Origin of the sequence: Clostridium polynesiense (genome assembly GCF_000820705.1) — a bacterium.
GTDB classification, from domain to species: Bacteria; Bacillota; Clostridia; order Clostridiales; family Clostridiaceae; genus Clostridium_AA; species Clostridium_AA polynesiense.
The window spans coordinates 1-14,008 of the sequence record NZ_CCXI01000011.1 but is presented as its reverse complement, the minus strand read 5'-3'; the positions used below and the strand labels follow the sequence as shown (position 1 = coordinate 14,008).

The window sequence follows — 14,008 nt, the reverse complement described above, 5'->3', positions numbered from 1 at the left end:
TAACTTCCTGAGGTGTCAGAACCGCTGTAGGTTCATCCAGTATGAGTATTTCTGCGCCTCTATATAGAGCTTTTAATATTTCTACCTTCTGCTGCTGTCCAACTGTCATATCCTGAATAACAGCTTTAGGATCTATATTAAAGCCATATTTTTCAGATAGCTTTTTGGTATCTTCCTCTGCTACCTTCATATCCATTACTATACCCTTTTTTGTCTCATATCCCAGCACCATGTTTTGGGCAACGGTGAAATTGTGCACAAGCATAAAATGCTGATGTACCATACCAATTCCAAGCTTAATAGCATCCTTAGGAGATTTAATATTTGCAAGCTGACCTTTTACATATATTTCCCCTTTTTCCTGCTGATAAAGACCGTATAAAACGTTCATGAGAGTAGTTTTACCTGCTCCGTTTTCTCCCAAAAGAACGTGAATCTCTCCTTTTTGCAGGTCAAAATTTACATCATCATTTGCTATAGTACCTGGAAAAACTTTTGTGATATTTTTCATTTCAATTACTTTTTCCATTATTACTCTCCTCCTGTTATAGAAGAGGCTAGATGCTCTCACATCTAGCCTTAAACATTTTTCCTACAATTATTTAAGAGCAGGAGCTTGGAACTTTAATAACTCTTCTAATGTTCCTGGAACTACGATTTTACCTTCCTTGATTTGAGCTTCAGCTTTTTTAGCTAAATCTTTTGCTTCAGCAGTTACATTTGCGTGTACAGTCTCGGATATACCAACACCGTCTTCTTTAATACCTAAGTTAACAAGCTTTCCGCCTGGGAACTTGTTATCTTTAAGATCTTTTATACCTTGAAGAACTGCTGCGTCAACTTTTTTAATCATGGAGAATAATAAAACGTCTTTGTAAGCTGGAAGTGTTATAGCCTGATCGGAGTCAACACCTATAGCCCAAAGTTTCTTTTCCTGAGCAGCTTTGAATAATCCTTCACCGGCTCCGCCAGCAGCGTGGAATATAATGTCTGCTCCTGAGTTATAAAGCATGTTGGCTGCTTCTTTAGCCTTGCTTTGATCTGAGAAGTCATCTATATATTTAACAAATTGACCATGGGATTTTGCATCCTTTGGCATTAAGCCTTTAGCTGCTTCAGGATTTGTTGCAGCTACACCAGCTATAAAACCTGATTCAAATCTTCCAATAACGTCTCCTTCTTTTCCGCCTATAAAACCGATTTTGTTGGTTTTAGTAAGCATTCCTGCCATAACTCCAGCAAGGAAAGAACCTTCATGCTCTTTGAATAAGAATGAAGCTACGTTTGGATTTTCAACAACAGCATCCACTATTAAGAATTTCTTGTCTGAAACCTGTTTTGAAATTTCCTTCATGGATTCCATCATCATAAATCCTGCCCCAACTACTAAATCAGCGGTTCCAGCCATTGTTTTAAGGTTTGGTTGATATTGTTCCTGCTGCTTTGATTCGATTGGATTTAATCTTTCGATTCCAAGCTCTTTAGCAGCATTTTTTATTCCCCTGTCAGCTGACTCGTTGAAGGAACCATCATTAGCTCCGCCCTGGTCAGTTACAAGTCCAACCTTAAGTTTTTTTGCTGTATCTGTTCCACCAGTTTTTGGAGGCTCAGACGCAGGTTTAGCGCAACCAGCAAGTACTGTAGCTGCTACAGCAAAAGCTGATAAAGCTGCAACTAATCTTTTTTTCATAATATAAACCCCTCCTAAATATAACTTTAAGTACCATTTAATATAATTAATAATAATTATATTTGGCATTATATATATTATAAATAAAAAAATGAAAGAAAACACTATATTTCGTTCATTATTTTAAAAAATAATGAACGAAATATCAATTGTAAACTTTATCATTTATTATTTACTTTAGTAATTATAGCATAAGGGTTAACTTTTTTAAATATCTTTTAAAATTAAAGAGTAAAATTTTTGTACTTTTTATTTCAATTTAACAATTATTATTATATATTTTTGAAATAATATTTACTTTATTTCATTATATATGCTTAATTATAGAAATAAAGTACAAATTATTTTAACTTAGTAAACAGATAATTTGTTAGTATTTCACTCAATTAAGCTTTATAACCTGATTTTACCAAGATATCCTCGGCTTTTTTCCCATCTTCTTCTGGAACAAGTATGATTGGACCGGTACATCCCATTCCGCTTTCAGAATAAATGTCTTCCTTCCATAAGGTTCTGCAGGCATTTTCTAATTCAAGTATATCAATACCTGCTATGGAATAGGTTACAACCTTTTTAGGAGGCATCTTCACTTCTTCTTCTTTTACCTCTGCCTTTGGCTTTAAATGTTTTTCAAGTACAGAAGAAAGTCCTGCGGATTTTGCAGCTTCGAATTCCTTTTTAACTAAAGCAGGAAGATTATTCTTTGCACTTTCAGAGCAGAATTTAATTGCTTCAGCTATAAGAGGAGCTCCGGATGCTCTGGAAACTATATTTATAACCTTATCGTAGCCATCTCCTACTCCAGGTCCATAGCCCGCTCCTGTAGTTTCATAATTACCTCCTGTACTGAAAGAGGAAAATACTTTTATAAGAAGATTTCCTGTTAGAGAGTCGCAGACCATAACGTCAGGAGTACCCATCAAGAGGTCATTCCCCCTCATTACAGCTCCTCCATCTGCTCTTTGAGAGCTTGAAAATTCTATTTCATAGCCATTTTCCTTCAGCTCGTTAAGTATTATTTCAACCTTTCTTGCACCTTCGATATTTAGTATTCCAAGTTTCGGTGATTTAATACCATTTGCTTTAGCCACTGCCAAACCGCCTATTGAGTTTAAAACCATAGCTTCTACTCTGTTTATTGCAGAGGTACCGGTGGTGCTGGCAATGATCATCTCATTACCTTTAGCTGGAGTAACAACTTTACCCATGGTAGATGTTCCAATTGGGAACTCAAAATGCTGGGTTACACATCCATCAATTTCACCGCTGTTTAAAAGCTCTACCATTTTCTTGTGGCCTTCCTCTGCATCAGAAGCCTCAACTACTGTAAAATCCTCCGTTACCCTAGGTCCTATAAGTATTATGTCTATTTGAGGATATCTTGCTTTTGCTATTTCAGCAGCTTTTACCATAACATCTACGCCATGTTCTGAGCCTAAAATAGTAAGGCCTATCTTTGTTTTCTTTCCATAGCTTCCATCTTTAATGTTGTCAGCTATTTCGTTAAATACCTCACCTATTACTTTTTGAAGTACATCTTTTTCCATTTTTTTCACGCTCCTTACTTATTCATTAAGTAAGCTGCAAAATCTTTCATTGAATCAGCTACCATTTGCTTTATTTCTTCTCTGGAAATCTCCTGCTGAACTTCTTTAACACCGCTGTTCTTTTCAACTACAATTGAAACACCATCAAATAAATTTGTCATTCTTCCTAAGAATAAACTTCCTTTTCCTATAACCATAAAGTTATTCATTTCATCCTGCATTATTCTGTTTCTTGCGTGTCCTATAATTGGTACACCGGATGGTATATGTCCTTGAGTAGGTGCATATCCAGGATATCCGTGCTTCTTAACGAATTCAGGAAGTTCTTTTCTATCTAATTGAGCTTTTTTTACTGCAAGGGCTCCAATCATTTTGTAATTTTGAGTAGGAACATCTCCCGCTCCTGCAGGTTCAGTAATATCAGGGGTCTGCATTTCTGGAGCATACTTATCAATATCTGTAATTTTTAGTCCTGCTTTTTCCAAAGGTTCAAGAACTAATGCTTCTAAAACTGCCTGTGGAGAAGCTCCATGGCCTATTGTATGTCTACCTATTATATCTGTTCTTAAAACAGGATTAACACCGTCATTTTCACTTATGAGTACTGCAAAACCTCCAAGGCAGTCTTCTAAAACCGGAAGTCCTTTTTTGATGTGATCTCTTGAGTTCATTCCAAGTTTAGCTGTAGCACCGCCGCCTACTATAACAACATTTTTAAATATACCTGATTTTACTAAGGAGGCAGCATTTATAAGTGCATGGGTAGGACCTGCACAGAAACCTCTCATATCTGTACCTGTTGCTCCTTTTAATCCTGCAACTTCACCTAAAGATTTAGCTATATTTCCTCCGCCTCTTTGGTTCATATCTCCGATAGCTTCTTCAGAACATTCAATTATATAATCAATTTCTTCTGCTTTTACATCGCTGTTATTTACTAAATGCATTAAAGCTAAAACTCCTGATGCTTTAACAGCTAGGTTTTCAACTATTATGTGAGAAGAAAGATTTTTATCAAATTCATGAGCTCTTTTAACGCAGCCTACAACCTTGCCATTTATATATAGTCCTTCAGCAACACCATTTCCAATAAGCTTGTTTATTTCTTCAATATCAACTCCGGCCTTAAGAGCATCAGCCTTTTTATTTAATATTGGATGTGCAGCGAACTTTCCTCTTACTTCTTCAGTAAATCCTGCTTCCAATAGTACTAAGTCAAAAACATCAGATACCTTCATAAGACCGTAAAATTCATCCTGAGGCATTATTTCACCGAACTCACCAAATCTGTCAGCACCTTCAACCTTTTCGCCATGCCATGGTCTTGGTCTTTCAGATAATTGTTCAGGTGTCGTGTTGCCTATGTAAGTTTGGTTTGGAGCATAAGCCACAACATCTTCGAAGCTTCTTAAATTTTCTGGTACCTTAGTTAACAACTCTGAATCCGGATTGCTTTCCCTTTCAGCTGTAAGGGTTGTTCCATTATGCAGTATCATATCAGGAGTATTAACAAGTATATAAGATGCTTTTTTAATAACAGGAAAATTCATTGTAAAACCTCCATATCACTTTAATAATTTTACATTTTAATTATACAAACATTCTTATAACTTTATTAAACACGGATTTACAAAAATACGGAAAGCACCTTGTAAGGGTTTAATTGTAAAGTTCCCTTCCTTGTACCCATAGTATTTTTGTAAGTTTCCGTGTTTAAAAATTAATTATTCAAATATTTTTTGTCCTTCAACTTCAGTCTCTAAAGCTTTTAAAGCTCTGTCAACCAATTTGTATCTTAATTCATATTCCTCTTCATGAGAAAGTGCCGGATTTCCCAATGGGTGTGGAATAGCTACTGTTGGAAGTATTCTGTTAGCTCCAACTGTCAAGGATATAGGTGTTACTGTACACATATGAACTACTGGTAAACCAGCTCTTTCAATTTCTTTAACTAGCGTTGCTCCGCAACGTGTACAGGTTCCTCAAGTAGACGTTAAAATTACTGCGTCCACTCCGGCATTTTTCAACTTTTCACCTATCTCTGCTCCAAACTTCTTTGAGGAAGCAACTGCAGTACCGTTACCTACTGTAGAATAGAATAAGTTATGAAGTGATCCTATTTTTCCCTCTTTTTCCATAGCTCTTAAAACATCTACAGGAAGTACTCTGTTTGGATCTGTGTTAGCATATGTTGGGTCATAACCGCCATGTGCTGTTTCATAGGTAGCTTCAGTTAATTCCTGAACTCCTTCTATGCTGTATTCTCCATATTTCGAAGCACTGGAGGATTCTATGTGATCAGGATTGTGTTTAGGAACTATACCACCGGAAGTTACAAGAGCAATCTTTGCTTTTTTCATGTCAACTATTGGTGCATTAGCTTCAATTCTGTCAAAAACAGGCATTTTGAATTCAGTTTTGAATTCTTCGCCTTTTAATTTTTTAACAAGCATATCTACTGCACGCTTAGAACCTCTTTCTGATGCAAAGTAGTTCTTTCTAATTCCTCTTTCAATGTATCCTTCTTCTTCCGGTGAAAGTATTTCTTCACCCTTTGCAATTTTTAAAGCTAACTTTGCCATTACTGGAAGAGCAGCTCTCATTCCTGCTGCGCTGTTTTTTGTTTCAACTATATAAAGACTCTTTTTATATAGATCAACGCCAGGGTTTTCAGTATACATAGCTGTAAGTACAGGTATGTTTAATTTTTCTTCAACCTCTTTTGCTATGGCACCGCAGGCAACTCCATATCTTCCAGCATTAAATGCAGGTCCTGCTATAAATAAATCTGGATTGTACTGTTTTACATAATTTAATATTTCTTCTTTTGCTTCATCCATATTCTCGTTGAAATATGAGTCTCCGCATATTATAGTTGCTACTATTTCAGCTTCGCCTTTTAACAGTCCGTTTAATCCCATTCCAGGACCTACGAAGCCCTCTCTTAATTCTGGTTTGTGGTCTGCTTTTTCTTCTCCACCTATACCAGCATAAAATTGATTAATATAATGTACTACCTTTAACAAAGCCTATCCCCCCTTTTGGGTTTAGTATTTTGAGTATTGATCTCTTATTGCTTTTACTTCTTCTATGATGGCATCAACATCAAGCACCATTTCCATCATTCCGCATTGCTCGTCGTATACAGCAGCATCACATTCATCCTTAATTTCAGGTTCAACTACATGATAAACTCCTAATCCAAGTTCAACTCCTGCTAAAGGACCTGCAAAAGTTGGGTCTCCAGCAGCTACTGTTTCAGCAGAAAGTCCTGAAGCTTCTGCTTCTGCTCCGCCTAAAACAACTATTAGATTTTCTGGACCATATTTTTCAGTTAGGTCTTTTACTCTTTGTTGGATCTCCAGATCCATTGCGCCAGCGGCGGTTCAAACAAAGCATTCTGTAGATGCAAATACTACCTCTGCACCAGCACTTTTTACACATTCTTCGATAGCTGGTCCTGGTATTCCATCTCTATCTCCTATAGCTATTACTTTTTTATTCTGTAACATAAATTTACCTCCTATATATTAGAATCCTTTTGCAGTGATATAGTTAAAGCCAACTTCTGATGTAGCACCGGTTATAACCTGTATTTCAGCATTTATAGAGCCATCTTCTCTCAAGCTTCCAACATATCCGCCGGCTATTATATTAGCTGCGTCTGGATGTCCTATTACTTTCTTCATCGGTGGAAGGGTTATTACTTCATTAGCATTACCTCCAGTAACTACAGCATCACCTTTAGGTGTGGAGTCTGCTAAGGATTGTGAACTTCCATCCTGTCCGGCATATTCATCAGTGATTAAAACTGTTTTAATGCCTTTTTCGCTTATTTTATTACAGTTCATAACAAGGTCAGCATCAGGGTTACCAAAGCCTTCCTCTGATATGATTACCGCATCAGCTCCTAAGAATTCTACTAATTTAGCAGTCATGTTTGAGCTTCTTTCCTTATCGGCAAGATATACGTTTTCGTTTGTAATTACACAACCTAAGAAGTTTATGTCCTTACCATGTCTTTCATAAAGATCCTCTATTACAGGATGATTCATATGAACGTAGCTTGGGTTTTTGTCGCAGGCAGAAACACAGTTTCCGCTTACAATAGCACCGTCAAAAACTTCTGTAGGGTATATGAAGGTAGGTATTATCTTCTTAGCATCTACTCCATAAACATAAGTGTCGTGGAGTAAGCCCTGAGTTTGAAGCATATATACATATACTACCTTTGGAAGCTCAGGATACATTTCAACCTGCTTTAAAAGAGGTAATGTCTCATAAGCTTTAACATCATCAGGTTCTACCTTTGCTCCTGCTTTTCCCAGATAAGCAGCAGCCTTAAAGCCAATCATTCTTACAGCTTCTTCATGGTCATGCTTTAATATTCCATCAACAGGCTCGCAGATAACAACTAAATTAAAGTTCTTTGAGAATGGAGTGTATTTTGCTCCTTCTCCGCTCATGTCAATGATACCTTCCTGGAAACCTACTATGCTTCCTGTTGTAACGACAGCAGCACCTTTAAGTACATGCGTTCTGCCTGAACCTACTGTATCTACTTTGCTTATAAAACCTGGGAATATTCCTCCCTTGCCATTTACCTTTACTCTAGGTTCAATAACGTCCTTTACAGGAATAATTCTTGTTTCATCTCCGGGTCTTGCAATATCAAAGTCTATGCTTTTTATTCTTTCATCTCCGGAAACTTCTTTTAATAGCTCTTCTTTATTTACATAAAGAACTCCGTTTTCTACTCTTGTAGAGTCTCCAAACTGAATGTCTTTAATATAAATGTATCCTAATTCAAGTTTCAAGGTCCCACCCCTTTTAACATTTTATTTTGGAATTATAGATTGTCATATTCTTCTTTAATGAAGCTTTCAACATCTGCCAGGTTGCTTATTTTATCAGGAGTTATTACTTTTGCTCTTTCGCCGTTTTTGTAGATTATCATAGTTGGAAGTCCTAAAACCTTCTGTCCTATAGCTAACCTTCTTGCGCTGCTGATATTCAGGCTGGCAAACTTAATCTTATCTCCATATTTGTTTTCTAGCTCATGAACTCCAGGCATTAAATCTTTACAGATTTCACATTTGTCACCCCAGAAGTCAACAAATACAGGCTTTTCTGAATAATTTAATACTTCTGATTCAAAGTTATCTTTATTCAGTTCTAACATTTTTATCCCATCCTTTCTTAATGATTTTATATTGTTATAAATTTGTTAGCTTAAAACTAATTCTTCAGTATAAAGACTGGCATTTGCCTCAATATACTTTTCAGCGGTAGTTGCTGCAATAGCACCATCAGCTGCTGCGGTTATAACCTGTCTTAAGGATTTCTCCCTTACATCTCCTGCAGCAAATACTCCAGGAACCGAGCATCTCATTTCCTCGTCTGTAATTATATCTCCTCTTTCAGTTAATTTTATCTTACCTTTAAATATCTCTGTTATTGGAAGATATCCTACAAACACGAAGCAGCCATCCACTGTCAAATCGCTTATTTCTTCTGTTTTAACATTTTTGAGAACTAACCCTTCAAGTATTTCGTCACCTTTAGCTTCAAGCACTATGGAGTCATATATAACCTTTATCTTTGGATTAGCTAAAGCTTTTTCAACAATTGACTTAGCAGCTCTGAACTGATCTCTCCTATGTATTATAGTTACACTTTCAGCAAATTTAGTTAGATAAATAGCTTCATCTAATGCAGAATCTCCTCCGCCTATAACTGCAACATCAAGCTCAGTAAAGAAGTCTGCATCACAGGTAGCACAATAGGAAACGCCTCTTCCTCTCAGCTCCATTTCATTTTTGAAGCCGGCAAGTCTTGGATATGCTCCTGTAGCTATTATTATAGTTTTTGCTTTGTATGTTTCTTTTATTCCTTTAACAACTTTAGTTGTACCTTCCAGTTCAACTTCAACTATTTCGTCTTTTACAAAGGATGTTCCGAATTCTTCAGCCTGCTTCCTCATTCTTTCAATCAGCCCTGGTCCGGTACATTCCTCTATAGATCCTGGATAGTTTTCCAATTCAGCTGTAGTTGCTGTCTGTCCTCCAAATTTTCCTTTTTCTATAAGAAGCGTATCCATTTTTGATCTGGCAGCATATAATCCAGCTGATAATCCTGCAGGTCCACCACCTATTATTATTGTGTCATAAATATGAGACATAAATTCCCCTCCTAAATATATTATTAATATTAAAAAGTCGCAGAATTTGTTAATTTTATAACAAATAGGACTTGAGTTATCTTATTGCATTTAATGTTAAATCGTAGTCGATGAATTGAAAATCCTCTAATATCCTTTCATTCCACTTTGGAGTTTTAAAATCCCTAAGAAATTTTTCTAATGTATGTATTGAACTCTCCATTATTTCTAATGAGTTCATATCTACTCCAGGCTTGGAAGCCTGAGATATAAGTATTGAGCGATAAGGAGTTTCATTAGGCTTAATGCTGCTTAAAAGCGGATGAGTTAAAAGAATATGTCCTTTATGGATATAATCCCTGGCTGCGCTGAAAACTTCCGACACAGTGCCTTCTAAGTAATTTACTTTATAGGAATCCTTAAAAGAATCCCGGCACAGCGGATTATTGGTTATAATGAAGAATTTCTCTATCATTTTTCCTCCGTTATTTAAAATTATTCTTTTTTAATGATTTTTTTCTTTCATGGAAAACTTAACTATGAAACCGTTATCTTTTCATGAAAAAAAGACAAAGCAAGGCTAGCGCCTATGCTCTGTCTTTTAACCTGAGAGATTTACTCCTTCGGTGCTATGCTTTCCAGAGTTATGTCAATTCACGGTACTTTCGCCTGAGAGATTCATAATATTTGGCAGATATTACTTATTCCTTCGGCCACCCTTAAAGGTTCTCTCCCGAGAATATCATCCATCACATTTTCAAAACTTTCATTTATAATTATATACTATGTTTTTAAAAATATCTATAACTTTATTATATTTTTAACTATTATAAATATAAATACATCCCATTGGAAAAACTAAAAATATAGTTAATTAAATAAATAAAAATGAAAAATGCATTTTTTTACATCAATCTATTAAAGGCAGGGTGATTATTATGAATAAGATTATTTATTTAATAATTATAATGACGTTTTTAACTTCATGCAGCAGCAGGAACAGAGTGAATATAACTGATCCTAATCAGGATAATACGGGCAATTACAGCAGTGAAGCCCCTCTTCCTGAATCGCCTCCAGCTGATGAAAATTCAAAGCTTCCCAATGAGGTTACAGGAAAAAGAAATGAAAATGTTGCACAGCCTGAGGTAAAACCTCCAAGAACCAAGACAGAAGATCCCTCCAAATCCTCAGGTAAGCCTCCTAATTCCGGCAGTAGTACTCAGACTTCACCTTCTGCAGGAGGTACGGATAGCTCAGCGGGAAATGCCTCCAACGACACCCCCGGTATTAATGCAGTACCTGAAACTCCAGCTCCTCCAAAAGATAACGTGAATATAGCTACAGGCACCCTTCCAGCCATTCCAATGAAATATAGCTTTGATTATATGGAGCAGGTTGAAAATAGGGTTCTTGAGCTTGTTAATGCAGAGCGAGCAAAGGCAGGTCTTAATCCCGTTGTGTTTAATGATAAGCTCAGGCAGGCTTCCAGATATAAATCAAATGAGATGCTTCAATATAACTATTTCAGCCATAATTCTCCTTATACAAACTCCCCTATGGAAGTTGTGAAAGGCTTTGGACACAGCTATAATACCATAGGAGAAAATATATGGATGATGGGCGCCTCAAATTCTGCTGCCCTAAGGACTTCTGTTACTGCGGAAAAAATAGTATCCAGCTGGATGAATTCCTCAGGACACAGAGCTAATATATTAAATAATAGTTTTACCAAAATGGGGATTGGAATCGTATCAGGAGATAACGGAAAAAGCTATGCAGCACAAATATTTACAGATTAAAAAAAGCAGCGGAGTGTTCCGCTGTTTTATTTATGAAAGAAAGAAAATTCCGCAGGCCTTAGGACCTGAATGTATTCCTACTGTACATCCTACTTGATTGTCTATATATTCGATATTATTACTTACTAAATACTGCTTCAGAGGCTCATATATATCTTTATTTTCTATGCTCAGGAGCATTACAGGTTCCCCTGGAATATATCCGCTTTTCTCAAAGTTTTCTATTATGTACTTTATAGCTTTTTTACTGCCTCTGAACTTCTCTTTAACAGCCATATTTCCATCTACTACACCTAATACAACCTTTATTCCAAGCATAGAACCTATTATTCCAGCTGTTTTTGACAACCTTCCACCCCGCACTAAATTGTCTAAGCTCTCAAAACCCAATAGGCTTTTAACTCTTGGTTTTAATTCTTCTATAATACTTACAATTTCTTTTGCTGTTTTGCCTTCCTCTGCTAATTTTGCTGCTTTAAGCACCAGTAATCCTAATCCGCTGGTAACATTTCTTGAATCTATGATATTAATATCAGCATTTTCAAAACTTTCTTTTGCTAGGCAAGCTGAATGGTAGGTTCCGCTCATCTCTGAAGAAAGATGTATGGATATGATACTATACCCTTCACTTACATATTTTTTATACACTTCATGAAATCTGCCTGGTATTATTTGAGAAGTGGAAGCAGAAGCGTTTTCCACATCCATTTTATGTAGAAGCGTTTTAATATCTATGTCTACTCCGTCTAAGTAGCTTTCATCCCCTATGTTTATAATAAGAGGAATTACCTCTATATCATACTTTTTGATTAACTCTTGATTTAAGTCGCAAGTGCTGTCAGTAATAATTTTAATTTTTGTCATTTAAAGATAATCCCCCTTATTTCATATTTGGAAACCCATTTTGCCGAAGAGCTTCGTATGCTACTATAGCTACTGTGTTAGATAGATTAAGAGAACGGGTACTTGTTTGCAGCATTGGTACTCTAATGCATCTTTCACCATTTTCATCTTTAATATACTGAGGTAAACCTGAGGATTCTCTTCCAAAAATAATAAAGTCTCCGGAATTATATTTTACATCATCATAATATTTGCTTCCATGCGTGGTTGAAAGATAAAAGACTCCTTCCGGATACTTACTTCTTAACTCTTCGTAGCTTTCATGTACCTCCAGATCTAAATACTGCCAGTAATCAAGTCCTGCCCTTTTTAAATGCTTCTCATCAAGACTAAATCCAAGAGGCTTTATAAGGTGAAGCTTAGAGTTAGTCAGTACGCATGTTCTTGCAATATTTCCAGTGTTTTGTGGAATCTCCGGCTGAAATAATACTATATTTAAATTCACAAATATACCTCCACCCTAAGTAAGATAAAATTCTTTACTTAAATATACTACAATAATAATATATTTTAGTCAAAATAAGAATGTTGAATTAAACTAGTATTATTTATCTATTGTTTCCATTAATATGCTCATTTATAACAAACTTCTCAATAACTTTGGCAACCCCATCTTCATCGTTTGTATCTGTGACATAATCGGCTTTCTGCTTTACATGTTCTTCTGCATTCCCCATAGCCACTCCAAGTCCTGCGTATTCAATCATAGAAAGGTCATTTTCATTATCTCCAATGCATATTATTTCTTCCCTGTCTATATCATATAATGCAGCGGTTATTTCCACTGCTCTTCCCTTAGTTACTTCTCTACCGTTAATTTCTATATTATTTATAAAGGAGCTTGAAACTTCAATACCATCAATTTTCTTCAGCTCCTCTTTAGCCTTCAGAACCTTTTCTAGATCATCATCCATTCCTATACATTTCAATATCTCTTCGTCATGCTCTTTAAATACTTTTTCCCAGCTGTCCTGACCTTTTATAATATTAACATTTACCCTTAACTCTTCAGGTACCAGTTTATTTCTTTCCATGTATACTTTAGCTGCCTGTACCAGTTCTCCTGAAAAAGCTGAATCAGGAGTATAATAATGAGGCACTATACCGTATTTATTAAAAATTGCTAGTATTTTCATGTTATTTTCAAGTCCGATAACCTTTTTATATATTACATCTTTATGGTTTTTGCTCCTTACAAATGCACCGTTGGCGGAGATTACAGGTGCCTCAATCCCTAAGGTATCCGCATATAAAGCAGCAAAATTATATATCCTACCGGTAGCGAGTACAATTTTCACTCCTAGCTGATGAGCCTTTTTTATAGCCTCTTTTGTTCTTTCACTTATCTCTTTATTACTATTAAAAAGTGTACCGTCCATATCGGTACATATTAATTTGTATTTCATTCTTATAGCTCCTTTGTAAAATTATTTTTATATAATTCCATATTATATTATATCAAATAATATTATTTATCTTTAAAAATAAAGTTAAATAAATAAGAACAAAGATATAAAAGTATAAATATTTAAGCATTGCAGAGCAATGCTTAAATATCATCTTTTATATTATTATATTGATATCTTTTTAATATAATATAAACCTATAAATATAATACTTTATATTATTTTTATAGGAAATCTTAATTGATTCCTCAAGTTTTTGCTCCAAAATCCTCTTATCTGAGTCATTTATCAGTCCACCGTAATATTCTTCATATACAAATTCCACCAATTCCTCCATAGTTCTTTTTAAGCTTTCATTATTAATAGCTTTAACAAATTCTCTATCGGTATTCCACAAACTTTTTTTGTATCCTAAAAGCTTAATTCTTTTTAAAGCATGTTTATACAAGGGTAGTATGCTTCTACTTCTAATTATCTTATAGTATTTATATCTATTATAT

Annotated in this window: 14 protein-coding genes, 1 pseudogene and 1 riboswitch; of the genes and pseudogenes, 1 reads left to right on the top strand and 14 read right to left on the bottom strand. The window is 35.4% G+C overall.

Annotated elements, in window-relative coordinates; translation table 11 throughout:
* From TA89_RS01690 to TA89_RS01640, 10 genes are all read right to left on the bottom strand, one after another.
* Positions 1 to 529, bottom strand: a 529-nt coding sequence (locus tag TA89_RS01690; protein WP_040210352.1) for an ATP-binding cassette domain-containing protein, incomplete at its 3' end; no start/stop codon positions are given.
* 69 nt (positions 530 to 598) lie between these two features.
* Positions 599 to 1,690, bottom strand: coding sequence for a BMP family lipoprotein (locus TA89_RS01685; RefSeq protein WP_082023805.1), 1,092 nt, complete (start codon positions 1,688 to 1,690; stop codon positions 599 to 601).
* 386 nt (positions 1,691 to 2,076) lie between these two features.
* Positions 2,077 to 3,237: a glycine/sarcosine/betaine reductase complex component C subunit alpha gene (gene grdD, locus TA89_RS01680; protein WP_040210351.1), complete on the bottom strand. Its 1,161-nt coding sequence runs from the start codon at positions 3,235 to 3,237 to the stop codon at positions 2,077 to 2,079.
* A gap of 14 nt (positions 3,238 to 3,251) precedes the next feature.
* On the bottom strand, positions 3,252 to 4,787 hold the full coding sequence (gene grdC, locus TA89_RS01675) for a glycine/sarcosine/betaine reductase complex component C subunit beta (protein WP_040210350.1): 1,536 nt from the start codon (positions 4,785 to 4,787) through the stop codon (positions 3,252 to 3,254).
* Positions 4,788 to 4,961: 174 nt separating this feature from the next.
* Positions 4,962 to 6,263: a glycine reductase complex selenoprotein B gene (grdB, locus tag TA89_RS01665; RefSeq protein ID WP_082023804.1), complete on the bottom strand. Its 1,302-nt coding sequence runs from the start codon at positions 6,261 to 6,263 to the stop codon at positions 4,962 to 4,964.
* A 21-nt stretch (positions 6,264 to 6,284) separates the two neighbouring features.
* A complete protein-coding gene (gene grdA, locus TA89_RS01660) occupies positions 6,285 to 6,749 on the bottom strand; it encodes a glycine/sarcosine/betaine reductase complex selenoprotein A (RefSeq protein ID WP_082023803.1) in 465 nt (154 codons plus the stop codon).
* Between the two features lie 18 nt (positions 6,750 to 6,767).
* Positions 6,768 to 8,054 carry a glycine/sarcosine/betaine reductase component B subunit gene (locus TA89_RS01655; protein ID WP_040210346.1) on the bottom strand — a complete coding sequence of 429 codons (1,287 nt, stop codon included), beginning with the start codon at positions 8,052 to 8,054 and terminating at the stop codon, positions 6,768 to 6,770.
* A gap of 32 nt (positions 8,055 to 8,086) precedes the next feature.
* Entirely contained in the window at positions 8,087 to 8,419 is a 333-nt protein-coding gene (locus TA89_RS01650) for a thioredoxin family protein (protein WP_040210345.1), read from the bottom strand.
* Positions 8,420 to 8,464: 45 nt separating this feature from the next.
* Positions 8,465 to 9,418 (bottom strand): thioredoxin-disulfide reductase, encoded by a 954-nt coding sequence (trxB, locus tag TA89_RS01645; RefSeq protein ID WP_052447265.1) that lies wholly within the window; start codon positions 9,416 to 9,418, stop codon positions 8,465 to 8,467.
* Between the two features lie 76 nt (positions 9,419 to 9,494).
* Positions 9,495 to 9,872, bottom strand: coding sequence for a GrdX family protein (locus TA89_RS01640; protein ID WP_040210344.1), 378 nt, complete (start codon positions 9,870 to 9,872; stop codon positions 9,495 to 9,497).
* 172 nt (positions 9,873 to 10,044) lie between these two features.
* A riboswitch (glycine riboswitch) is annotated at positions 10,045 to 10,143 on the bottom strand.
* A gap of 192 nt (positions 10,144 to 10,335) precedes the next feature.
* On the opposite strand from TA89_RS01640, the gene TA89_RS17555 reads away from it, so the two are divergent.
* A complete protein-coding gene (locus tag TA89_RS17555) occupies positions 10,336 to 11,199 on the top strand; it encodes a CAP domain-containing protein (RefSeq protein WP_052447264.1) in 864 nt (287 codons plus the stop codon).
* A 30-nt stretch (positions 11,200 to 11,229) separates the two neighbouring features.
* Here the strand turns inward: TA89_RS17555 and TA89_RS01630 are convergent, their stop codons facing one another.
* The 4 genes and pseudogenes from TA89_RS01630 to TA89_RS01615 form a co-directional block, all read right to left on the bottom strand.
* The gene (locus TA89_RS01630) at positions 11,230 to 12,063 is read right to left on the bottom strand and encodes a DegV family protein (RefSeq protein ID WP_040210343.1); all 834 of its coding nucleotides are present in this window, start codon (positions 12,061 to 12,063) and stop codon (positions 11,230 to 11,232) included.
* A gap of 16 nt (positions 12,064 to 12,079) precedes the next feature.
* On the bottom strand, positions 12,080 to 12,547 hold the full coding sequence (trmL, locus tag TA89_RS01625) for a tRNA (uridine(34)/cytosine(34)/5-carboxymethylaminomethyluridine(34)-2'-O)-methyltransferase TrmL (protein ID WP_040210342.1): 468 nt from the start codon (positions 12,545 to 12,547) through the stop codon (positions 12,080 to 12,082).
* 103 nt (positions 12,548 to 12,650) lie between these two features.
* Positions 12,651 to 13,508, bottom strand: a complete 858-nt coding sequence (locus TA89_RS01620; protein WP_040210341.1) for a Cof-type HAD-IIB family hydrolase — start codon at positions 13,506 to 13,508, stop codon at positions 12,651 to 12,653.
* Between the two features lie 181 nt (positions 13,509 to 13,689).
* A pseudogene (locus TA89_RS01615) lies at positions 13,690 to 14,008 on the bottom strand (hypothetical protein); the annotation flags it as partial.